We start from the raw sequence: 22,274 nt of genomic DNA on the forward strand, positions 1-22,274 counted from the left end.
GTCATCACACCGGCCAGCACAGGGAGACGAGGGGTTAGTCATGTCCGCTCGGGGGCACGCATTCGGTATCGACATCGGCGGTAGCGGCGTCAAAGGCGCCACGGTCGATCTGGCCACCGGCGAGTTGGTCCACGATCGGATCAAGATCGCGACACCGCACCCCGCGACACCGTTCGCCGTGGCCGAGGCGGTGGCCGAGCTGGTGGACAAAGCCAAGTGGACGGGGCCGGTCGGACTCACCTTGCCCGCGGTGGTGATCGGCGGCGTGGCCCGCACCGCGGCGAACATCGACAAGTCCTGGATCGGCACCGACGCGCGGGCGCTGTTCTCCGCCGCGCTCGGCGGCCGCCCGGTCACCGTGCTCAACGACGCGGACGCCGCGGGCATGGCCGAGGACCACTATGGCGCGGCACGGAATTTCGCGGGGCTGGTGATGCTGCTGACCTTCGGCACCGGCATCGGCTCCGCGCTGCTCTATCACGGCACGCTGGTGCCCAACACCGAACTCGGCCACCTGGAGATCCAGGGCATGGAGAGCGAGCACCGAGCGGCGGCCTCGATCAAGGAACGCGACGGCCTGAGCTACGAGCAGTGGGCCGCGCAGGTCAGCCTGGTCCTGACCACGCTGGAGAACCTGTTCTTCCCGGTCGTCTTCGTCGCGGGCGGCGGCATCAGCAGGGACTCCGAGAAGTGGATCCCCCTGCTCACCAACCGGACACCGGTCATCCCGGCCCGGCTGCGGAACACCGCGGGCATCGTCGGCGCCGCGATGGCGATCACGGGCGGTATCGCACCCTGAGGCGCGCGGGTACGGCGAGGATGCCGTTCGGGGCATCGTGCCATAGGTACCCTGGTTAGATCGTTACAATGGAACGTGCCCGGCTGAGCCGGAGAAACCCCGACCGGCCCTCCGCCGGTGAAACCCGACAGATCGCTCCGCCGGAACACCACTCTGGCGTGACGCCGCACGAGACCGTCACGAAAGGGCGTACGTGGTAGCCACGAATACCCGTCAGACCGCCGAATCGGCCGATGCCGACTCCGCAGATGTAAACGCAGCACGGCCGGTCCGTAAGGCTGCCGCGAAGAAGGCTCCGGCGAAGAAGGCCGCCGCCAAGAAGGCGCCTGCCAAGAAGGCCGCCAAGGCGGCCAAGGCTCCCGCGAAAAAGGCCGCCACCAAGAAGGCGGGCCCGGACGGCGAGCCCGGCGCCGACGAGTCGATCGAGGAGGAGTCGCTCGATCTCGACGACCTCGGTGATCTGGAGGTCTCCGAGGAAGACCTCACCGAAGGCGACGAATTGGTCGACGTCGCCGAGGAAGCCGAGACCGAGGAAGCCGAGGGCGAGGAGTCCGACGAGCCGACGGCTGCGGACAAGGCCTCCGGCGATTTCGTCTGGGACGAGGAGGAATCCGAGGCGCTGCGCCAGGCCCGTAAGGACGCAGAGCTCACCGCCTCCGCCGACTCGGTCCGCGCCTACCTCAAGCAGATCGGCAAGGTCGCGCTGCTCAACGCCGAGGAGGAGGTCGAACTCGCCAAGCGGATCGAGGCGGGCCTCTACGCGGCGGAGAAGGTCCGCGAGTTCGCCGAGCAGGGCGAGAAGCTGCCGGTCGCGATGCGCCGCGATTACAACTGGATCGTCCGCGACGGCAACCGGGCCAAGAACCACCTGCTGGAGGCCAACCTGCGCCTGGTCGTCTCGCTGGCCAAGCGCTACACCGGCCGAGGCATGGCGTTCCTCGACCTGATCCAGGAGGGCAACCTGGGTCTGATTCGCGCGGTGGAGAAGTTCGACTACACCAAGGGCTACAAGTTCTCCACGTACGCCACCTGGTGGATCCGGCAGGCCATCACGCGCGCCATGGCCGACCAGGCCCGCACCATCCGCATCCCGGTGCACATGGTGGAGGTCATCAACAAGCTCGGCCGCATCCAACGCGAGCTGCTCCAGGATCTCGGCCGCGAGCCGACGCCGGAGGAACTGGCCAAGGAAATGGACATCACGCCGGAGAAGGTGCTGGAGATCCAGCAGTACGCGCGTGAACCCATCTCCCTGGACCAGACCATCGGCGACGAGGGCGACAGCCAGCTCGGTGACTTCATCGAGGACTCCGAGGCCGTCGTCGCCGTCGACGCGGTGAGCTTCACGCTGCTGCAGGATCAGCTGCAGTCGGTGCTGGAGACGCTGTCGGAGCGCGAGGCGGGCGTGGTCCGGCTGCGGTTCGGTCTCACCGACGGCCAGCCCCGCACCCTCGACGAGATCGGCCAGGTCTACGGGGTCACCCGCGAACGCATCCGCCAGATCGAGTCCAAGACCATGAGCAAGCTGCGCCACCCGAGCCGCTCCCAGGTCTTGCGCGACTACCTGGACTAGGCCGCCGCGCCTCGACGCCCGCATTCACCGCTCGAATCTTTCATCGGTCGGCGAATGCGGGCGTCGCGCTTTCCGGGGGCTGTCCCGCTCGGTCTGATGGCGTCGACCGAATTCCGGCCGGACCCTGGTCAGCTGGGCGGCTCCCCCGGGGTGGGCCGGGCGGGCGCGCACCCGGCACGGCAGACTTGCGGGGTGGTTGCCTCGACCTCGACTCCGCACGCGCCGCGCTCCCCGTGGACGCGGACCGTGGATCTGCGCGCCGAGCTGCGTGACGTGTCGGCCTGGCTGCGCCGTCCCGGATCGCCGCGGCGGATACTGCCGGCCATCCGGGCGCATCTGGGGGCCGCGCCCGCCAGTACCGCCTACGCGTTCACGCTGTTCGTCACGTGGTGGACCTTGCGTGGGGTCGGGGACTCGGTGGAGCGCAGGCTGATCTTCTCGGCGTCTACCAACCTGTACAACATGCGGCACAACCCGGTTCAGGTGCTGGTCGCCTCCGCCTTCTGGACCGAAGGCGGGTTTCCCTGGACGACTATCGCCGGTTTCCTGGTCGTCATGGCCTACGCCGAGCGCTGGCTGGGCACCGCGCGCTGGATTCTGCTGTTCGCGACCGGGCACATCGGGGCGACGCTGCTCACCGTCACCGGCATCGCCCATGCCATCGACCGCGGCGTCATTCCCCTGCGGGTGGCCGTCGCCGCGGATGTCGGTACCAGTTACGGGTTCTCCGCCGTGCTGGCGGCGCTGGCGTTCCGGTTCCGGGGCAAGGTGCGGCTGGGTTGGGCGGGGGCGATCCTCGTAGCGTTGGGCGCGGCGCTGTGGATCGAACCGACGTTCACCGACTACGGCCATCTGTGCGCCGCCTTGATCGGGCTGGCGGTCGGTGCGACCGCGAGCCTGTTCTGGCACCGGCTGGAACGAATCACCGCGCGCAAGACCGCGCGGGACTGATCAGGAGACCTGCGGCTCGGGGCGGCCGCGGCTCTGCAGGACCCCGGCCATCGGCTCGACCACACGCGCCGCGATCGGACCCAGCACCGCCATCAGCAGGACGTAGGTCGAGGCGAGCGCGGTGAGCTGTCCGTCCATCGCACCCGCGCTCACCGCCAAGCCCGCGATGACGATGGAGAATTCGCCGCGCGCGACCAGGGCGGCGCCCGCGCGGGCCCGGCCCAGGTGCCGGATGCCCTCCCGCGCGGCGGCCCACCACCCGGTCGCCACCTTGGTCACCACGGTGATCACCGCCAGCAGGATCGCCCAGCCGAGCACCGGCGGTATCGCTCGCAAATCGGTGTTCAGGCCGAAGGCCACGAAGAAGATGGCCGCGAACAGGTCGCGCAGCGGCTCGAGCAATTTGGCCGCCGCGTGCGCGGTCGAACCGGAGATCGCGATGCCGAGCAGGAACGCGCCGACCGCCGCCGACACGCTCAGCGCCGAGGACGCGCCCGCCACCAACAGCGCCGCGCCGAGCAGTGTGAGCAGGAAGACCTCGCGATCGGCGCTGTCCACGATCGCCGACACGTACCGTCCGTAGCGCAGCGCCACCACGAGGACGAGCGTGATGGTGAGCAGTGCCACCGCCAGGGCGCGCAGCCCGCTGACCCAGCTCAGCCCGGCGAGCACCGTGGTGAGGATCGGCAGGTAGACCGCCATCGCCAGATCCTCGAACACCAGAATGGACAGGATCACCGGCGTCTCCCGGTTGCCCAGGCGCCCGAGATCGTCGAGGACTTTCGCCACGATGCCCGAGGACGAGATGTAGGTGACGCCCGCCATCGTGATGGCGCCGGGCAGGCCCCAGCCCAGCATCAGCGCCACCACCGCGCCCGGCGACGCGTTGACCACGATGTCCAGCACACCCGCGGGCCAGGACCGACGCAGCCCGGTGACCAGCTCCGCCGCCGTGTACTCCAGGCCGAGCAGCAAGAGCAGCAGTACCACGCCGATCTCACCGGCCACATGGCCGAAATCGTGGGCCGCCCGCAGTTCGATGAGACCGCCCTGGCCGAAGGCGACACCGCCGAGGAGATACAGCGGGATGGGCGACATCCCGACACGGCCCGCGACACGACCCAGCATGCCGAGAACGAAAAGAACCGCTCCGAGCTCGATCAGGGCGAGCGCGGTGTCCGTCACGTCAGCCGTGCGTCAAGATCTTCGCGGCGGCATCCAAGCCTTCCGGAGTGCCGACGACCACGAGCAGGTCGCCCGCGGTGAAGGTGAAATCGGGGCCGGGCGAGGGATGCAACTGCCCGGCCCGCATGACCGCCACGATGGACACCTTCGTGCGGGTGCGCATCTCGGTTTCGCCCAGGGTGCGGCCGTCATAAGGGGAGTCGTCCCCGATCGGCAGCTGGCGCGTGGTGATCCCGGGCAGGTCGCGATGGTCGTCGTTGAGTTTGGCGACCAGCTGCGGCGCACCGAGCAGATTGGCCAGGACCGCCGCCTCGTCGGTGGTCAGCGGGATCTGCGCGGCACAGGCGTCGGGATCGTCGAGCTTGGAGACGATCAGGTCGATATCACCGTCACGGTGGGCGACCACGCCGATTCGGCGACCGGAACGCACCTCGAAGTCCTTGCGGACCCCGATGCCGGGTAGTGCGGTGACGTCGACGTTCACGCCCTCCAGATTAGCCGGATCACCGCGTCCGCGAACGGATCGGTCATCACTTCGGCCGATGGCGCGTCGCGGGAGCTGTGCTGTGATGGAGGCGTGCGGCGGTGGTCGGATTTGCCGGAGCGGACGCGGGACGCGCTGGGCGCGGTGATCGCGTTCACCGGCGGCGCGGCGCTCTACCTCACCGGCTTGTCGCCGATGACCGACCGTGGCGAGCAGGTGTCGTTGTGGGTGCGGTTCGGCGTGCTGGCCGTATTGTGCCTGGCTACGTTCGCCCGGCGCCGCACGCCGGTCGCGGCGATGCTGGGCGGGCTCTTCCCTTTGGCGGTGGATATCCGGCTCGGCGCCACCGTGTCGGTGTGGATCATCTACGCCGACCTGATCTACGCCGCCGTGCTGTACTCGGGACGCCGGAAATCGCGGATCACGGCCGTGGCCTGGTCGGCGCTCTCGGGCGTCGTCGTGGTGCTGACATCGGCGCTGACCGGCGATCCGCGTGCGGTGGCAGTGGCCCTGGTGGGGGTGTTCAGTTTCGTCGCGACGCCGATCTGGTGGGCGAATTCGGTGCGCACCCACAAGGAGGTGGCGCACGTCGAGCGCGCCCGCGCCCAGGCGATGACCCTGGTCGCCGAACTCGACCGGCGCGCGGCCATCGCCGACGAGCGCACCACGATGGCGCGCGATCTGCACGACATGATCGCCGGGCATCTGTCGGCCATCGCGCTGCACTCGGAGGCGGCGCTCGGGGTGCTGGACCGGAGCGCGTCCGACCCTGCGGTGGCCGGGATCATGCGATCCATCCGCGCCAACAGCGTCAGCGCCCTGGAGGAGATGCGCACCATGATCGGATTGCTGCACAGCGACGACGCCGCGGCGGAGGTCGCCGCGCCCCGTACGCTCGCGCAGTTGCCGATCCTGGTGGAGGCCGCACGCGCGGCGGGGATTTCGGTGCGGGTGCGCGACGCGCTGGACGGCGCCGCGCTCCCCGGGGCGGTGAACCAAACCGCCTACCGCATCGTGCAGGAGGCTTTGACCAACGCCATGAAACACGCTCCGGGACAGGAGGTCTGCATCGACGTGCGCACCGAGGAGGGAATGCTCACCATATCCGTCCGCAACCGGACCGGGCCGGCACGGCCGCCCGGCGCGGCGGATGGGGCCGGACGCCGCGGTCTGGCGAATATGCGCGAGCGGGCCGCGGCACTCGGCGGAAGCCTGCGCGCCGGAACGGATTCCGGCCGGTGGGAGGTCCTGGCCAGCCTGCCGCTCGGAACCACGGGTGCCGCATGACGATTCGGGTGGTGATCGCGGATGACCACGCCGCCATCCGCGCGGGCCTGCGGATGATCCTGGACGCCGAGGAGGACCTCGAGGTGGTCGGCGAGGCAGCCGACGGCGATGTCGCGGTGGCGCAGGCCAAAGCGCTGCGGCCGCAGGTGGTGCTGATGGACGTGCGGATGCCCGGGGTGGACGGCATCACCGCCACCGAGCGGATCATCGCGGACGGCCTGGCCGCGGTGCTGATCTTGACCACCTTCGACTTGGACGAGTACGTCTTTCGCACGCTGCGGGCGGGCGCTTCTGGATTCGTGCTGAAATCGACGTCGGGGCGGGCGCTGGTCGAGGCGGTGCGCGCGGTGGCGGCGGGCGACGGCGTGCTGGCTCCGGAAGTGACGCGAGCGGTGATCTCGGCGTTCGCCTCGTCGAATGGAGCCGGCGCGCAACCGGCTCCCGCGGGACTCCACGAACTCACCGAACGGGAACGGGAAGTGCTCGACTGTCTCGGCGACGGTCTGTCCAACGCGCAGATCGCCGGCCGGCTGTTCATCGGCGAGACGACCGTCAAGACCCACGTCTCGCGGGTGCTGACGAAACTCGGTGTGCGGTCGCGGGTTCAGGCCGCCATCGTGGCGCGCGAGATCCGCGACCGGTAGTCACGCCGTGCGGGGGGCGAATCCGCCGTCTTCCTCGGGCAGGTACTGCTCGACACCCGTCACCGCGGTCACCGGCAACGGGCCGTAGAGATGGGGGAAGAGCATCGATTCCGGGTCGGTCGGGACGCCCGGTTCCCATTCGATCGGCGACCCCACCCGGAGGGGGTCGATGCGCAGCAGCACCAGATCACGTCGTCCGCGGAACAAACGGTTTGCGGGCAGGTGCACCTGTTCCGGCGACGAGAGATGGATGAACCCCGCTTCGGCGAGCGAGGGCGTACGGTACTCCCCCGTTTGCCGAGCGGAAAGCCATTCCTCCAAAGTGCATAGGTGAACAAGCGTGTGAGTGTCATGGGTCACGGGTAATCTCCCGGTAGACAACTGGATCGGCCGATCGAGGGTGTGACACAGTGCACATCGACGACACGACCTGCGGCGTTCGCCCGTAGCGAAATCCCTGGTCGTGTTATCGAAAACACACTGCTTCATCCGCGGGAACAAAGTCCCCCGTCCCGAACGTCTGACAGAGTAGTCATACCCCTGCTGGGAAGTAGCGGTAGCGAGCTCGTGGTGAGTGACCACGGGCCCCACACCAGGTGAACGGTCGTCGGGACCGGGAGCCAGGACGGAGGAGTCATGCCAGGAACCCTGACAAGCACCCCACTGACCGCGGTCGATCGTTGCGACCGCTGCGGGGCGGCCGCTCGAGTGCGCGCCGTACTGCCCGCGGGTGGAGAGTTGCTCTTCTGCCAGCACCACGCGAACGAACACATGGATCGGCTGCGTGAGCTGGACGCCGTGATCGACACGGAGTCCGCTCCCGCACTCTGATCTGCTCCTCGCGTCCTGACACAACAGCATCGGACAACAGAACACCGTTTCCACCGGCAGCGGGCGACCCACAGGTCGCCCGCTGCCCGCGTGTCCGGGGGCCGTTCAGTCTCCGGACCCCGGGGCGAGAATGCCGTCCAGCAGCCTGGCCAGGCCGAACTCGAACGCACCGTAGGGGTCGGCGGGTGCCTGGTACAGTTCGCCGACCGCGGCCCCGACGCGTGACGAGAGCGGGAAACGACTCGGCGACATGAGTTGGGCCAGCAGCGGGCCGTGCACCTCCCACCACCGTTCGTCGCTCATCCGCCCGGTCTCCCGGGCCGCGGCGACCGCCATGCGCGCGTTTCCGGTCGCGAACTCCGACAGCACCGCGATCACCCGGTCCATCGCCACGTCCGGCAGACCGAGCCCGTCGATCGCGGCGAGCTGGCGTTCGTAGCGGCGCATCCGTCCCGGCCCGAGCACGAGCCGCCACGGCGGGACGTCGAGCAGCCAGGGATGGGCGACGATTTCCGCGCGGACCCGCCGGGCCACAGCGGCGAGGCGCTCGCGCGGCGGCAGATCGCCGGGGATGGGCGGATCCTCGTCGGCGACCGCGTCGACCATCAGCACCGTCAGCGCGTCCTTGCTGGGCACGTAGGTGTAGAGACCCATCGGCCGCAGCCCGAGTTCGGCGGCGACGGAGCGGATGGAGACCTTCTCGTAGCCCTCGCGGTCGGCGAGCGCGACGGCTGCCGCGACCACCGCGTCGACGCTGACGGTCTGCTTCGGACCGCGTCCCGCCGGACGCGGCGGAAGTTCGTGCCGCCACAGCAGCTCCAACAGCCGCCTGGCCTGGTCGAGTGCGTTGTCCTCGCTCACCGGTTCCCTTGGAATGAATTCGGTACGGTGTACGTTGTCACATTACTCCGTACGCTATACGTTGATTTGAGGGGTGCGCCCTGCCCAGCACACACGCCACATACCTACCGGATCGGCACATGTTCGCACTCTGGTCCTGGACCGGGTTCGCCACCGGCCCGTTCCCGGACGGTCCAGGTGAGCGCGGAACCGTCGCGCTGGCCGTCCCGGTCTCGGACGGAGCCCTCATGGTCGCCGATGTGGACGCCGTCCTGCTCGATCCCGAGACTTTCGCCGACTCGACGCCCGAGCAGCCCGGCGAGTCGGTCCTGTCCTGGCAGCGGATCGTGCGCTCCGTTCTCGCGGACCCGGCCGGGGAGCCGCTCGACACGGAAGCCGATGCCCTGCCCGTCGCCGCCCACGCGGTGCCGGACGCGTCCGGCACGGCGATCGTCTCCGCGCAACGCGCGCTGCGCGTCCTGCGCGACACCGAGGCGGTCACCGCGGACCTGCGGGCGACGTTGAAGGCGCGACTGCGGCCGTACCAGGCCCGCGGAGTCGGCTGGCTGCGCGAAACGGTGGCCGCGCACGGCGGCGCGGTGCTCGCCGACGAGATGGGGCTCGGAAAAACCGTCCAGACCATCGGTTTCCTGCTCGACCGAGCCGCGGCGGGCCCGCAACTGGTGGTGTGCCCGACCTCACTGGTCGGCAACTGGGCACACGAGATCGGCCGGTTCGCACCGGGGCTGCGGGTGGTCGTCTGGCGCGGCGGCGCCATCGCCGTCGACGCGGAAACCATCGTCGTCACCGGGTATCCCACCTTGCGGCTGCACGGACGGCTGCTGGCCCAGCAGAGCTGGGCAACGGCCGTCTTCGATGAGGCGCAGGCATTGAAGAACCCACGCACCCAGGTCGCGAAGGCCGCGCGCGCGATCGACGCGGCCGCCACGGTCGCGCTCACCGGCACGCCGGTGGAGAACCATCTCGACGAGTTGTGGGCCCTGCTGCACCTGGTGGCGCCCCGGCTGTTCGGGCACCGGACCCAGTTCCGGCGCCGCTTCGTACGGCCGATCCACGAGGGGTCGGCAGCCGCCGCGGCGCGGTTGCGCGACACCATCGAACCGGTGCTGCTGGCCCGCACGAAAAGCCAGGTCGCCGCCGCCCTGCCCGCGAAGATCCACAGCGACCTGCTCTGCGATCTCACTGCCGAGCAAGAGCAGCTCTACGACCAGCTGCTCGACAAAGCCGTCGATGACGGATTCGGCGCGGGCATCGAGCGCCACGGCCGCGTGCTCGCGGCGCTGACTGCGCTCAAACAGGTGTGCAACCATCCCGGGCTGATCACCGGCGACCTCGACGAGTTGGCCGGCCGGTCCGGAAAACTCGACCTGTGCACCGACATTGTCGCCACGAATCTCGAAACCGACAGCCCGACACTGATCTTCACCCAATACCGGCAGACCGGTGAGTTGCTCGTGCGGCATCTGGCCGACCGGTTCGGGGTGACCGCGCCGTTCTTCCACGGCGGGCTCTCCCAGGCCGAGCGCGCCGAGATCGTCGCCCGGTTCCAGGCCGAGGACGGACCCCCGGTGCTGGTGCTCAGCCTGCGCGCGGCGGGCACCGGGCTCACCCTGACCCGCGCCGCCGACGTCGTCCACTTCGATCGCTGGTGGAATCCCGCGGTGGAGGCACAGGCCTCCGACCGGGTGCACCGGATCGGCCAGACCCGCACGGTCACCGTCACCACGCTCACCTCCACCACCACCGTGGAGGAGCACATCGCGGGCATGCACGACCGCAAAGCGGCACTGCGCGATCTCGGCGACGCGGCGGGGATAGCCACACTGGCCGCGCTGGACGACGACCAGCTGATCGAGATCCTGCGCCGCAAGAGGGAGAACTGATGGCGGACAACGAATTCGGCTACACGGCGTGGGGCATGGACTGGGTGCGGCTGGCCGAGCCGCTGCGCCAGACCCGGCCGGACCCGCTGTTGCCCCGCGCACGCAGCATCGCCCGCAACAACGGTGTACGGGCCACCGTCGAGGAACGGGTGGTGCGGGCCACCATCCACCGCGGCGGCCAGGCGTCGCTGACCCAGGTGGAGGTGGCGCCGCTGTCCCGGCAGACGATCACCGCCGTCGCCGGGATCGTTCCGGACCCGACCGTGCTGACCGACGACATGCACCGTGCCATCACGGCGGCCGGGATCTCGCTCGCGCCCGTGCTCGCGGGCGTCGACTGCTCGTGCACGGCGCGCAAGGCGCGGTGCGTGCACGTCTTGGCCGTCTACTACGAGATGGCGCGGCGAGTCGACGAGGATCCGCGACTCGGTTTGGCGATCCAAGGCTACTTCGCCGCCGCGCCCCGGGATGCGGACGAACCCGCACCGCAGGCGCGCTGGACCCCGATCGGCGCGCTGGACCCTCAGCGATTCTTCACGGTCACACCGGGCTGAACGGCGGGACGGAAGTCCACACGACCGCTCGGGGCGCCGCCGCTCGCCGGAGCGACCCGCCCCGGGCGGCGTCGTCGGCGAGACACGGCGGGAGCCGAGCACCACGGCGGCAGCCTCAGCGCATACCGCCCAGCCGAACCGGGCGGCGTGGTAGGTGAACACCGCTCAACCGAACACGTGAACGGCCGCGAGCGCGAAGGTGGGTCCGGCCCGGCGCGAGAGAATCCGGCCCAGTGCCTCCGCAGGCGGGGCTGTCCACCGACTCGACCGCACGTCGGCAACGCGATGAGCCGTCGAACGGCCTCGATCCCGGCAACGCGTGCACGATCCCGGCAGGCTGACAGCGGTGCACGACATCGACAGCACCGCGACCATGCGCGCGATCAGCCGGCAGGCCCGAGTGACCGTCAGGCAGGCTCGGATGCCACCGCCTCGCCCCTGGCATCGACCCGAGAGGACCGATACCCGCGTGCATCGACCGCTGCCGGGCCAGGACATCAGTCCGGCCGCCGGGCCCGGAAGCGGAAACTTCCCGCACCGGTGTCGATCTCGACGTCGGTGAAGCCGATCCGGCGCAGCCGGTCGGCGGCCGTCTCCGGAGGCACGGGCACACAGGTGTCCCCGAGGTGCACGAGCCGGAACAATCGGCCGTCGAGCCCGTCGCTGCCCGCGAACACACCGCCCGGACGCAGCACCCGCAGGGCTTCGGCGAACAACGCGTCCTGCTTGCCGGGTGTCGGCACGTGGTGCAGCATCGTGAAGCAGACCACGGAATCGAATCGGTCCGGCGGCAGCGGCATCTCGGCGCCGTCGCCGTCGATCACCGTCATCGCCGCACCGTGCCGGTCGCGCAAGCGCGCGGCCAGCGCCGGATCGATCTCTACGCCGGTGAGCGCGGAGGTGCGGGCCAGTAGCGCGGACACGTTCGCGCCGTAGCCGGGACCGATCTCCACGGTGTCGGCGCCGAGGTCCAGGCCGGACAGCGCCCACGGCACGATGCGCGTCGCACTGGCCTTCTCCCACATCGACGAGCGGCACAGCAATCGGTGAAAGATGTTCATCGCCATACCTGTCACGCTAGGAACGGATCCCGCCGGGCACGACAAGCTACGGTGACAAACTGTGTCGCAGAACGGCCACGCCGAGGTTCATCCCGCCCCGACCGGAGCGACCGCCATGGTGTTCGGAGTCGGCGTGCTGCCCGCAGGACACTGGTTCGGCTTACACGAACATCCGCAGCACCAGATCGCCTGGGCCTCACGCGGCGTCCTCGCCGTCGAGGTCGACGACAGCCGCTGGGTGTTGCCGCCGACGAGGGCGCTGTGGATCCCCGCGGGCATCGCCCACCGCACCGGCACCTCCGACGGAGCGGCGATGCGCGGCATCTTCCTCGACCCCGGCCGGTGCGCTGTCGACTTCGGCGCACCGACCATGTTGCGCGTGACCCGGCTTCTGCACGAACTGTTCGACCTGCTCACCACGGCCGACACCACGCCGCAGCGGCGAGCGCGCGCCGAAGCGGTGGTGTTCGATCTGCTCGAGCCCGTCGAGGTCATCCCGATCGGCGCACATCCGCCGACCGATACCCGGGCGCGGCAGGTGGCCGACGCCCTCACCGCCGATCCGGCCGACCCGAGGACGCTCGCCGAATTCGCCGCCCACGTCGCGGCCAGCCCGCGCACCTTGGCCCGGTTGTTCGTCTCGGAAACCGGCCTCGGCTTCGCCCACTGGCGCACGCAGATCCGGTTGGCCGCTTCCCTGCCGCTGCTGGCCGAGGGCCTCCCGATCGCCCGGATCGCCGGCCGCGTCGGTTACGGAACGCCGAGCGCTTACGTCGCGGCGTTCCGGCGGGCGGTCGGCGTTCCGCCCGGGCGGTATTTCGGTGGCTGATCAGGCGTTGGTGCCGCTGTCCACGGTGAGGAGCGCACCGGTCACGCTGCGGCCGGAGGGCCCGGCCAGGAAGGCCACCGTAGCCGCCACATCGTCGGCGGCGCCGAACCGGCCCAGCGCGGTCAGTTCTCGCTGCCGCTGTGCGTGAGCGCCGTCCCCGGGGTTCATGTCGGTGTCGGTGGAGCCGGGCTGCACGAGGTTCACCGTGATCGCACGCGGCCCCAGTTCGCGCGCCAGCGCCTTGGTGAAGCCGTTGAGGGCGGACTTGCTGAGGTTGTAGAGCGTCACACCGTCGAACGGCGCGTGATCGGTGAGGTTGGTGCCGATGCTGATGATCCGTCCACCGTCGGTCATGTGCGCGACCGCGGCCTGCGCACCGACGAACGCGGCGCGGGCGTGCACGCCGAGCGCGTTGTCGATCTCGGCGACGGTGAATTCCTCGAACGGCTTCGCGGGAAAGATTCCCGCGTTGTTGATCAGGATGTCCAGCCGGCCGAGTTCGGACGCGGCGCGGTCCACCGCCGCGCGCACGGCCGTGGCGTCGGCGCTGTCGGCCTGGATCGCGATGGCTCGGCGGCCGAGTGCCTCGAGCTCGCCGACCACCGCCTTCGCCTGTCCTTCGGCCTGCTGGTAGGTCAGCGCCACGTCCGCGCCCGCGGCGGCGAGGCGGCGCGCGATCGCCGCTCCGATCCCGCGGCTCCCCCCGGTGACCAGCGCGACCTTGCCCGTCAACTCCGACATCGGTACTCCTCCAATTTTGTGCCGATCAATACATAAATAGCCAAGCGCATCCGCCACAGCGGTGTCAAGGGGTATATTTAACGATCGACACAGAAAGGGTCGGGATGGCTGAACGGGGACGACCGCGCGCCTTCGATCGCGCCGAGGCGTTGCACCGTGCCATGGAGGTGTTCTGGGAGCACGGCTACGAGGGCGCCTCGATGAGCGACCTCACCGCCGCGATGGGGATCAACTCCCCCAGCCTCTACGCCGCGTTCGGCGGCAAGGAGGCGCTGTTCCGCGCGGCTGTCGAGCTCTACGGGCAGACCGACGGCGGCTACACCGCGCGCGCTCTGCGCGACGAGCCGACCGCGCGGGCCGCCATCGAGTCGATGCTGCGCGACAACGCCCGGGCTTACACCGAGGCGAACAAGCCGCACGGGTGCATGGTCGTGCTCGCCGGCTCCACCTACACCACCCGCAACACGAGCATCCGCGATTTCCTGATCGACAAGCGCCGCGAGACGACCGAAGACATTCGGCGACGGCTGGAGCGCGGCGTCGCCGAGGGCGATCTACCGGAGGGCACCGACAGCACGGCATTGGCCGGTTTCTACACCACGGTGCTCTACGGACTGTCCATCCAGGCGCGAGACGGGGCGTCGCCGGCGGAACTCACCGCGGCCATCGACTGTGCCATGGCCGTCTGGCCGGCCCCGGTCGGCTGACGCGGGCTACTTCCGGCGCAGCGCGGCGATGCGCTCACCGAGTTGCTCGGCCGAGGCCAGCGCCGTCGGCGGACCGCCGCACTCACGGCGCAACTCGCCGTGGATCACGCCGTGCGGTTTGCCGGTGCGATGGTGATGCATCGCCACCAGGCTGTTGAGCTCGCGCCGCAGCTCACCCAGCCGATCGGCCGTGGCGACGCGCTCCGCGGCGCCCGCCACCTGGGCGCCGGGATCGGGGACCGGCGCGGGCACACTGCGCTCGGCGACCTGCTTGGCCTGCCGCTCACGCAACAGCGCGCGCATCTGCTCGGCGTCCAACAGGCCGGGAATCCCCAGGTAGTCGGCTTCCTCGTCGCTGCCGGCGAAGGTCGCGGTACCGAACGAGGACCCGTCGTAGATCACCTGGTCGAGCTCGGCGTCGGCGGCCAGCGCGACGAACGACTTCTCCTGCTCGCCCGGCTCGTCCTGCTGCTTGTTCGCCTCGATCAACAGCTCGTCGTCGAGGGCGTTCTTCTCCCGGTGCGGCTTGCCGATGACGTGGTCGCGCTGCAACTCCAGCTGCGCGGCCAGATCCAGCAGCACCGGCACCGACGGCAGGAACACGGTCGCGGTCTCGCCGGACTTGCGGGCGCGCACGAACCGCCCGATCGCCTGCGCGAAGTACAGCGGCGTGGAGGCGCTGGTCGCGTACACCCCGACGGCCAGCCGCGGCACGTCGACGCCCTCGGACACCATGCGGACCGCGACCATCCAGGGCTGGGTGCTCCGGCTGAACTCGGCGATGCGACTGGAGGAGGCCGGGTCGTCGGAGAGCACCAGCGCGGGCTTCTCACCCGAGATGTGTTCCAGCAGTTCGGCATAATCACGGGCACGGTCCTGATCGGTGGCGATCACCAGGCCGCCCGCGTCGGGCATGCCGGAGGCGCGCTTCTGGCGCAGCCGGATGTCGGCGGCGCGCAGCACCGCGGAGATCCAGTCGCCCGCCGGGTCGAGCGCGGTCCGCCAGGCCCGGGCGGTCTGTTCGGCGTTCAGCGGCTCGCCGAGGCGCGCGGAGTACTCTTCGCCCGCGCTGTCGCGCCAGTGCGCTTCGCCGGAATAGGCCAGGAAGACCACCGGCCGCACCACGCCGTCGGCAAGCGCCTCGGCGTAGCCGTAGGTGTGGTCGGCACGGGACTTCGGGAAACCCGACTCGTCGGGCTCGTAGACGACGAACGGGATCTGGCTGTCGTCGCTGCGGAACGGGGTACCGGTCAGCGCGAGGCGGCGGGTGGCGTCGCCGAAGGCCTCGGCGGTCGCGTCACCCCAGCTCTTCGCGTCGCCCGCGTGGTGGATCTCGTCGAGGATGACCAGCGTCCTGCGGTTCTCGGTGCGCACGCGATGGCGGGAGGGGTGCGCGGCGACCTGGGCGTAGGTGACCACGACGCCGTGATAGTCCCCCGAGGTGCCGCCGGTGGAGTTGGAGAAGCGCGAGTCCAGCGCGATCCCGGTGCGCGCAGCGGACTGGGCCCACTGGTGCTTGAGGTGCTCGGTCGGCGCGACCACCGTGATCTGGTCCACGGTGCGGTCGGCCAGCAGTTCGGCGGCCACACGCAGCGCGAAGGTGGTCTTACCCGCGCCCGGAGTGGCCACGGCGAGGAAGTCTCGCGGTTTGGTGGCCAGATACTTCGTCAGCGCACGTCGCTGCCAGGCGCGAAGGGAGCCGCCCGAGGGCGTGCTCACCATTGTCGAATCGCCCGGCGTCTCCGCTTCTCCCGCCACAGCGGCGCCACCCGACCCAGTCACGCAGACGACCCTAGCGGCCCGGCACGGTGTGTCGCCAAACCGACGCGACGGTCGCGATGGGCATCACACGCCGTCGGGTGGGACGCTGGGTGTTCACCCGACGCCCACCGACACGTCGCGCGCACAGTCCGATGCCGATCGCCGAAGTGCGCGATGCTGTAAGCACGATGACCGAACACCGCGCCCTCCCGGGCGATCCGCCGCGGACCGACGTACCGTCGCCCCGCGCTGCCGCCGCGCGCGCCCCCGGAGGGGCCGACCGCGCGGGCGCGCGAGCTTCGGTGCTGGGTAGACGGGCCGCAGCGCTGATCGTGCGCGTGGCGGAGAAGGCGTGGGCGGATTCCATCTTCGCCAAGTCGGCCGCCGCGGCGTTCTGGCAGACGCTCTCCTTGGCTCCGCTGTTGCTGGGGGTGCTCGGCAGCCTCGGTTACGTCGGCGGGTGGTTCGGGCCGGACACGGTGCAGATCGTGGAATCCAAGATCATCGCGTTCAGCCAGGACCTGTTCAGCGCCAATGTGGTGTCCGACCTGATCGAGCCGACGGTGCAGGACGTGCTCGGGCGCGGGCGCGGCGCGGTGGTGTCGGTGGGCTTCGTGCTGTCGCTGTGGGCCGGTTCGTCGGCGATGGCCACCTTCGTGGACTCGATCGTGGAGGCCCACGATCAGCAGGACGCGCGGCACCCGGTGTGGCAGCGCATCTTCGCCCTGCTGCTGTACGTGCTGTTCCTGGTGGCTTCGGTGTTCATCCTGCCGCTGGTGGCGCTGGGGCCGACGCTGATCGGGCGGGTGTTGCCCGGCGCTTGGCGGGCGACCGGACTGCAACTGCTGGATTTCTTCTACTACCCGGGCGTCGGCGTGCTGCTGATCGTCGGGCTCACCACCCTCTACAAGCTGGCACTGCACACCTCGCTGCCCTGGCACCGACTCTTCGGTGGGGCGCTGGTGGCCGGAGTCTTCTTCATGGCGGCCAGCGACGTGCTGCGCCGCTACCTGTCCTGGGTCACCCGCACGGGCGTCACCTACGGGGCGCTGGCGACGCCGATCGCGTTCCTGCTGTTCACGTTCTTCCTGGGCTTCGCGGTGATCCTGGGCGCGGAGTTCAACGCGGCGGTGCAGGAGTTCTGGCCCGCCAGGGCGACGCGCATGGAGCAGGTGAAGGAGTGGATCGCCAACCAGGTGCGTGGCGAGGACGACTTCGACGACGAGGACGCGGCAGCCCAGGACGAGGCCGCCACGGGCCGGGACGAGGCAGGGTCCGACGGCTCGCGCGGCCTGCTCGAGCTGCGAAAAGCGAGGTCCTCGCCAGGCGATTAGACCCTGTCACTCACCCTTGCGTAGGCCGTCGTAGACCTTTTTGCACTCCGGGCACACCGGAGAGCCCGGCTTGGCCGAGCGGGTGACCGGGAAGACCTCGCCGCACAGCGCGACCACGTGGGTGCCCATCACGGCGCTCTCGGCGATCTTGTCCTTCTTCACGTAGTGGAAGAACTTCGGGGTGTCGTCGCCCGTCGTCTCGTCGGTCGTCGTATCCGGGCGAACCATGGTGTCGGTGCTCACGCATTCCATGATGCCGCATCAGGGGATACCGGGTTGACCACGGTGGCGCGGCACAGGTCACCACGTTTCCGGATCGGAACTCGACCGCCGTGTGTGCGCGCACCGACCGCGAGTGGAAGACTCGGGGTATGCAGCAGAACGGCGATTCCCCATCCGCCGACGGCCGCGACCGCGAAGAGCACCCCGACGTGACGATGCCGACGCAGCCCCGCCGTTCCCCCGGATACTTCCCAGGCAATGACGACAAACACCCGGCGCTGATCACCGAGGCGGCGCCCTCGCTGGAGGATCAGCACCGCGCTCGGGTGCGCCGGTACACGATCATCATGGCGTTCCGCATACCGTGCCTGGTCCTGGCCGCGATCGCCTACAGCACGTTCGGCAACCCCCTGTTGTCGATCCTGATCATCGTCGCCTCGATCCCGCTGCCCTGGATCGCGGTGCTGATCGCGAACGATCGCCCGCCTCGCCGCAAGGACGAGCCCAGCCGCTGGGACCGGCCGCGCACGGCCATCGAGTCGCGCCCGCACAACGCCATCGACAACTGAAGTCTCCGGCGGGACCGATTCACCGCCCGCCCGGCGTCCCGCCGAGCGCAGGCACGCGGCGGATGACCGCCGACATCACAGCGGCGGCGCCGCACAGACCACCCGCCAGATACCAGGCGAGGTCATAGCCGCCTTGGACGTCACGGATGACGCCTGCGCCGGTGGCCGCCACCGCGGACCCGATCTGGTGGGAGGCGAACACCCAGCCGAACGCGACGGGACCGTCTGCGCCGAACAGTTCGCGGCACAGCGCGACCGTCGGCGGCACCGTGGCCACCCAATCCAGGCCGTAGAAGACGATGAACATCCACAGGCTCGGCCGCGTGTCCGGCCCGAGCAGCGCGGGCAGGATCAGCAGCGACAGCCCGCGCAGCGTGTAATAGCCGATCAGCAGAAAGCGCGGGTCGATCCGGTCGGTCAGCCAGCCCGAGGCGATCGTGCCCGCGACGTCGAAGACGCCGACCACGGCCAGCAGGCTCGCCGCGGTGGTGGGCGGCATGCCGTGGTCGTGCGCGGCGGTGACGAAATGGGTCCCGACCAACCCGTTGGTCGACGCGCCGCAGACCGCGAATCCGCCTGCGAGCAACCAGAATCCGGGACGGCGGGCGATCGCGGCCAGCACCGTGAGCGCGCGCGACGCGCCACCGGCGGCGGGGACCCGCAGACCGGCTGCGCTGTCCGGCCCGGCGCCGTAGGCTCGCACGCCCAGGTCGCTCGGGTAGTCCCGGATGAACAGCAGCACCAGCGGCGCCACGGCCAGCGCCGCGCCGGCGACGATCAACGACGGCAGCCGCCAGCCGTGCGCCTGCGCCAGCGCGGACACCACCGGTAGGAAGATCAGTTGCCCGGTCGCGCCCGCGGCGGTGAGCACCCCGGTGACCAGACCGCGCTGCCGCACGAACCACCGGCCGGTGATCGTGGCGACGAACGGCATCGACATCGATCCCACGCCGATCCCGACCAGCAGACCCCAGGTCAGCACCAGGTGCCAGGGCCTGGACATGAATACCGTCAGCCCGCTGCCCGCCGCGACCAGCAGCAGCGCGCAGGCCACCACCCGGCGGATACCGAACCTGTCCATCAGGGCGGCAGCGAACGGCGAGATCAACCCGTAGAGTAGGAGATTCAGCGACACGGCCGTCCCGATGGTTCCGTGCGACCAGCCGAACTCGTCGTGCAGCGGATCCATCAGCACACTGGGCACCGACCGGAACCCGGCCGCGCCGAGCAGCGCGATGAAGCCGATGCCCGCGACCAGCCACGCCGGATGCAAGCGCCGGCGCGGCACGGCGTCGAGGGGAACCAGGGGCGGGGTCTGCAGTTCGGTCACCCGACGAGCGTGCCGGAACTATGCCCGCGCAACGAGTGACTGGAATGCCATATACCACCAAATTCCTGCCAAACGCCGGGGCAGCGGTATTTTCTCGACAAGGTGGGCACGTGTACCTAGGGTCGCATCGAGCCTCGCGCACCCGATCGACCGGACATGGTTTGTTGCGGGCGACAAGACAGGAGTGAACATGATTCGGTGGATCTGGGTCTTCCTGGACCGCCCGGCACAACGTTTCGACGACTGCGCCAAGTTCTGGTCCACGGTCACCGGCACCGAACTGTCCCCCCGGCGCGGCGCGAACGACGAGTTCCTCACCTTGTTGCCGGACCCGGCGCTGTTCGCCGCCGCCAGCGTCAAGATGCAGGCGGTGACCGGTCTGGGCGGTGTGCACCTCGACCTGGACGTCGACGACATCCCCTCCGCCGTTCGCACCGCGCTCGACCTGGGTGCCGAACTGGTCGCCAACCATCCGGACTACGCCGTGCTGCGCTCCCCCGGCGGCCAGACGTTCTGCCTGACGCCCAGTGGTCGCGCGAGAAGCACGCCCGCGCCCGCCGTGCGCGCTCCGGACGGCACACTGTCGCGCCTGGACCAGGTGTGCCTCGATATCGGTCCCACCGACCACGAGGTGGAGACCCGCTTCTGGAAACTGCTGACCGGCTGGACCTACGAGACCGGAAGGCGGCCGGAATTCGCCCGGCTGCGCTCCGCGGACACCCAGCTTCCCGCACACCTGCTGTTGCAGCGCCTGGGCGAGAACCGCCCGACGAGCGCCCATGTCGACCTGGCCGCGAGCGACGTCGAAGCCACCGCCGCGTGGCACGAGTCGCTCGGCGCGACCGTGGTGGAACGTCACGAGCACTGGATCGTCCTGAGTGATCCGGGCGACGCGCTGTACTGCGTCACCGGACGCGACCCCAGCGGAGTCTGATCGAGCCCTCCGCCGGTGGGACAGCGGCCACCCGATCCGTGCCCGGTGATAGCGGTGGCAGAGTACCGGTGTGCCTACGAACCGATCGACGACCACCGGATCGCTGCTCACCGCACTGTGCCCGGATCTGCGGACCGCGCTGACCAGGGCGGGCTACGAGGCCGACACCCTGCTCGCGGTACTCGGCGACGCGCATGCGGCTTTGGGCCGCTCGGAGCCGGTGCCGGTGCGCCGGGCCGTACGCGGGGCGGGCGAGCTGGGCACGCTCATCCGCCTGCTGCTGCTCGGCGATGCCCTGTCCGAACGAGAGGTCTCCGCGGCGCTGGCGCCCGTGCCGATCGACCGCGCGGTCGCCGCGGGGCTGCTGGAGCGCGACGGCGATCAGGTCCGGGCAGCGCTCGACCTGCGCCCGCTGGACGCGGGCGCGGGCACCCGCTGGGTGCTGTCCGATCTCGACGATTCGATGCGCCGCCGCACCCTGACCGAGGATCACGTCCTCGGCGTCGGTCACGCCTCCCTCTCGCTGTTGCGCGCCACGCCCACCCGGCCGGTCGGCACGGTGCTCGACCTCGGCACCGGTTGCGGTGTGCAGGCGGTGCACGCCGCCTCCTACGCCCGGCGCGTCACCGGCACCGATGTGAACCCGCGGGCGTTGTGGCTGGCCGAGGCCACCGCGGCGCTCAACGGGTTGGACATCGAACTGGTCGAGGGGTCCTGGTTCGACCCCGTGCGCGGCAGGCGCTTCGACCAGGTGGTGGCCAACCCCCCCTTCGTGGTGGGTCCCGGACGCGTCGAGCACACCTATCGCGATTCCGGCCTCGCGCTCGACGGCGCGAGCAAGGTGGTGATCTCCCAGGCCGCCGACCTGCTCGCCCCGGGCGGCACCGCGGCCATGCTGGCCGCGTGGGTCCACGTCGAGGACGAGGACTGGCGCGAGCGCGTCTCGTCCTGGTTGCCCGCGCACGGCGTCGATGCCTGGGTGGTGCAACGTGACGTGGCCGACCCCGCGCTGTATGTGGGCACCTGGTTGCGTGACGCGGGTGCGGACCCGCGTGACCCGGAGGCGCAGGCTCGCGCGGAGCGCTGGCTGGACGCCTTCGACGCCGCCGACGTCGAGGGAATCGGATTCGGGTTCGTCTACCTGCGTGCCATCGACGGGCCGACCGAACTGCTCGCCGAGGATCTCACCCACGGCTTCGACGACCCGCTCGGTGACGAGGCCGTCCGGTATTTCGAGCGCTCGGCCTGGCTGCGGGCCGTCGCCGTGGACGAAAACCTCGCCTGGTCTTCCCGTTTCGCCGTGAACCCGGCAACCGCGCTGCAGCGCGTATACCTGCCGGGCGCCGACGGGTGGACAGCCGAGGTGGCGCGTCTGCATCGCGGTGACGGGCCCCGCTGGCAGCACGAAGTGGATGAGGTCACGATCTCGCTGTTGGCGGGAATGCGCGCCGACGGCCTGCCGTTGTACGACCTGATCGAACTGCTGGCGCTCGCCCACGGATCCGGCGAGGTGGGCGCCGAGTTCGCCGCCGACGCGTTGTCCGTGGTCACCGGGCTGGTACGGCACGGATTGATCAAGCCCGTGTGAGCGCACGCCGACCGCGCGCCGACCGGTGCAGGTCCTGGCCGGGGATTGTCCCGCGCTGCGGCGCTTCTCAGGAACTTCTCAGACGAGAGGGGCGAAAACCGCTGCTCAGAGCGGTTTATGCCAGCCGTAACGGGGAACTTTCTCCC

The 22,274-nt window shown here is 70.1% G+C and carries 23 protein-coding genes; 14 read left to right on the forward strand and 9 right to left on the reverse strand.

What is annotated here, in order from left to right:
- Positions 1-40: 40 nt before the first annotated feature.
- From ppgK to NNI01S_RS16800, 3 genes are all read left to right on the forward strand, one after another.
- A complete protein-coding gene (gene ppgK, locus NNI01S_RS16790; RefSeq protein WP_063021038.1) occupies positions 41-799 on the forward strand; it encodes a polyphosphate--glucose phosphotransferase in 759 nt (252 codons plus the stop codon).
- 193 nt (positions 800-992) lie between these two features.
- Positions 993-2,372 carry an RNA polymerase sigma factor gene (locus tag NNI01S_RS16795; RefSeq protein ID WP_063021039.1) on the forward strand — a complete coding sequence of 460 codons (1,380 nt, stop codon included), beginning with the start codon at positions 993-995 and terminating at the stop codon, positions 2,370-2,372.
- Positions 2,373-2,468: 96 nt separating this feature from the next.
- Entirely contained in the window at positions 2,469-3,323 is an 855-nt protein-coding gene (locus NNI01S_RS16800) for a rhomboid-like protein (RefSeq protein WP_245676218.1), read from the forward strand.
- Here the strand turns inward: NNI01S_RS16800 and NNI01S_RS16805 are convergent, their stop codons facing one another.
- Both NNI01S_RS16805 and NNI01S_RS16810 read right to left on the reverse strand, forming a co-directional pair.
- Positions 3,324-4,508 carry a cation:proton antiporter gene (locus NNI01S_RS16805; protein WP_084488880.1) on the reverse strand — a complete coding sequence of 395 codons (1,185 nt, stop codon included), beginning with the start codon at positions 4,506-4,508 and terminating at the stop codon, positions 3,324-3,326.
- 1 nt (position 4,509) lies between these two features.
- Positions 4,510-4,992 (reverse strand): cation:proton antiporter regulatory subunit, encoded by a 483-nt coding sequence (locus NNI01S_RS16810; protein WP_043727907.1) that lies wholly within the window; start codon positions 4,990-4,992, stop codon positions 4,510-4,512.
- A 111-nt stretch (positions 4,993-5,103) separates the two neighbouring features.
- On the opposite strand from NNI01S_RS16810, the gene NNI01S_RS16815 reads away from it, so the two are divergent.
- On the forward strand, positions 5,104-6,279 hold the full coding sequence (locus NNI01S_RS16815; RefSeq protein WP_245676219.1) for a sensor histidine kinase: 1,176 nt from the start codon (positions 5,104-5,106) through the stop codon (positions 6,277-6,279).
- The gene (locus tag NNI01S_RS16820) at positions 6,276-6,923 is read left to right on the forward strand and encodes a response regulator (protein ID WP_063021041.1); all 648 of its coding nucleotides are present in this window, start codon (positions 6,276-6,278) and stop codon (positions 6,921-6,923) included. The genes NNI01S_RS16815 and NNI01S_RS16820 overlap by 4 nt, the downstream gene beginning before the upstream one ends.
- Here the strand turns inward: NNI01S_RS16820 and NNI01S_RS16825 are convergent, their stop codons facing one another.
- The gene (locus NNI01S_RS16825; protein ID WP_063021042.1) at positions 6,924-7,283 is read right to left on the reverse strand and encodes a DUF952 domain-containing protein; all 360 of its coding nucleotides are present in this window, start codon (positions 7,281-7,283) and stop codon (positions 6,924-6,926) included. It lies immediately after the preceding gene.
- A 276-nt stretch (positions 7,284-7,559) separates the two neighbouring features.
- On the opposite strand from NNI01S_RS16825, the gene NNI01S_RS16830 reads away from it, so the two are divergent.
- On the forward strand, positions 7,560-7,754 hold the full coding sequence (locus NNI01S_RS16830) for a DUF7455 domain-containing protein (protein WP_036538000.1): 195 nt from the start codon (positions 7,560-7,562) through the stop codon (positions 7,752-7,754).
- 105 nt (positions 7,755-7,859) lie between these two features.
- Here the strand turns inward: NNI01S_RS16830 and NNI01S_RS16835 are convergent, their stop codons facing one another.
- Positions 7,860-8,615 (reverse strand): TetR/AcrR family transcriptional regulator, encoded by a 756-nt coding sequence (locus NNI01S_RS16835; protein WP_245676220.1) that lies wholly within the window; start codon positions 8,613-8,615, stop codon positions 7,860-7,862.
- A 119-nt stretch (positions 8,616-8,734) separates the two neighbouring features.
- Here NNI01S_RS16835 and NNI01S_RS16840 point away from each other — a divergent pair, with 119 nt between their 5' ends.
- Together NNI01S_RS16840 and NNI01S_RS16845 are read left to right on the forward strand one after the other, a co-directional pair.
- Positions 8,735-10,498: a DEAD/DEAH box helicase gene (locus NNI01S_RS16840; RefSeq protein ID WP_063021043.1), complete on the forward strand. Its 1,764-nt coding sequence runs from the start codon at positions 8,735-8,737 to the stop codon at positions 10,496-10,498.
- Positions 10,498-11,052 carry a hypothetical protein gene (locus NNI01S_RS16845; protein ID WP_063021044.1) on the forward strand — a complete coding sequence of 185 codons (555 nt, stop codon included), beginning with the start codon at positions 10,498-10,500 and terminating at the stop codon, positions 11,050-11,052. Before NNI01S_RS16840 ends, NNI01S_RS16845 begins: the two co-directional genes overlap by 1 nt.
- 497 nt (positions 11,053-11,549) lie before the next feature.
- Here the strand turns inward: NNI01S_RS16845 and NNI01S_RS16850 are convergent, their stop codons facing one another.
- Positions 11,550-12,119 carry a class I SAM-dependent methyltransferase gene (locus tag NNI01S_RS16850; RefSeq protein ID WP_063021046.1) on the reverse strand — a complete coding sequence of 190 codons (570 nt, stop codon included), beginning with the start codon at positions 12,117-12,119 and terminating at the stop codon, positions 11,550-11,552.
- A 55-nt stretch (positions 12,120-12,174) separates the two neighbouring features.
- Here NNI01S_RS16850 and NNI01S_RS16855 point away from each other — a divergent pair, with 55 nt between their 5' ends.
- On the forward strand, positions 12,175-12,942 hold the full coding sequence (locus tag NNI01S_RS16855; RefSeq protein WP_245676221.1) for an AraC family transcriptional regulator: 768 nt from the start codon (positions 12,175-12,177) through the stop codon (positions 12,940-12,942).
- Here the strand turns inward: NNI01S_RS16855 and NNI01S_RS16860 are convergent, their stop codons facing one another.
- Entirely contained in the window at positions 12,943-13,683 is a 741-nt protein-coding gene (locus tag NNI01S_RS16860) for an SDR family NAD(P)-dependent oxidoreductase (protein ID WP_063021048.1), read from the reverse strand.
- Between the two features lie 104 nt (positions 13,684-13,787).
- Here NNI01S_RS16860 and NNI01S_RS16865 point away from each other — a divergent pair, with 104 nt between their 5' ends.
- Positions 13,788-14,390, forward strand: coding sequence for a TetR/AcrR family transcriptional regulator (locus NNI01S_RS16865; protein ID WP_063021050.1), 603 nt, complete (start codon positions 13,788-13,790; stop codon positions 14,388-14,390).
- A gap of 6 nt (positions 14,391-14,396) precedes the next feature.
- On the opposite strand, the gene NNI01S_RS16870 is transcribed toward NNI01S_RS16865, so the two are convergent.
- Complete coding sequence (locus NNI01S_RS16870; protein ID WP_063021052.1) at positions 14,397-16,112, reverse strand: DEAD/DEAH box helicase; 1,716 nt, start codon at positions 16,110-16,112, stop codon at positions 14,397-14,399.
- A gap of 227 nt (positions 16,113-16,339) precedes the next feature.
- Between NNI01S_RS16870 and NNI01S_RS16875 the strand changes: the two genes are divergently transcribed.
- Positions 16,340-17,485, forward strand: coding sequence for a YihY/virulence factor BrkB family protein (locus NNI01S_RS16875; protein ID WP_084488926.1), 1,146 nt, complete (start codon positions 16,340-16,342; stop codon positions 17,483-17,485).
- A 6-nt stretch (positions 17,486-17,491) separates the two neighbouring features.
- Here the strand turns inward: NNI01S_RS16875 and NNI01S_RS16880 are convergent, their stop codons facing one another.
- Positions 17,492-17,737, reverse strand: coding sequence for a DUF3039 domain-containing protein (locus NNI01S_RS16880; RefSeq protein ID WP_435825077.1), 246 nt, complete (start codon positions 17,735-17,737; stop codon positions 17,492-17,494).
- A 185-nt stretch (positions 17,738-17,922) separates the two neighbouring features.
- Here NNI01S_RS16880 and NNI01S_RS16885 point away from each other — a divergent pair, with 185 nt between their 5' ends.
- Entirely contained in the window at positions 17,923-18,276 is a 354-nt protein-coding gene (locus tag NNI01S_RS16885; protein WP_063021207.1) for a DUF3099 domain-containing protein, read from the forward strand.
- A 19-nt stretch (positions 18,277-18,295) separates the two neighbouring features.
- Here NNI01S_RS16885 and NNI01S_RS16890 read toward each other — a convergent pair whose 3' ends face one another.
- On the reverse strand, positions 18,296-19,606 hold the full coding sequence (locus NNI01S_RS16890) for an MFS transporter (protein WP_063021054.1): 1,311 nt from the start codon (positions 19,604-19,606) through the stop codon (positions 18,296-18,298).
- Positions 19,607-19,796: 190 nt separating this feature from the next.
- Here NNI01S_RS16890 and NNI01S_RS16895 point away from each other — a divergent pair, with 190 nt between their 5' ends.
- Positions 19,797-20,540: a VOC family protein gene (locus NNI01S_RS16895; RefSeq protein ID WP_063021208.1), complete on the forward strand. Its 744-nt coding sequence runs from the start codon at positions 19,797-19,799 to the stop codon at positions 20,538-20,540.
- 70 nt (positions 20,541-20,610) lie between these two features.
- Positions 20,611-22,128 (forward strand): DUF7782 domain-containing protein, encoded by a 1,518-nt coding sequence (locus tag NNI01S_RS16900; protein ID WP_084488885.1) that lies wholly within the window; start codon positions 20,611-20,613, stop codon positions 22,126-22,128.
- Positions 22,129-22,274: the final 146 nt, after the last annotated feature.

Source organism: Nocardia niwae NBRC 108934 = DSM 45340, from assembly GCF_001613465.1.
Lineage (GTDB): Bacteria > Actinomycetota > Actinomycetes > Mycobacteriales > Mycobacteriaceae > Nocardia > Nocardia niwae.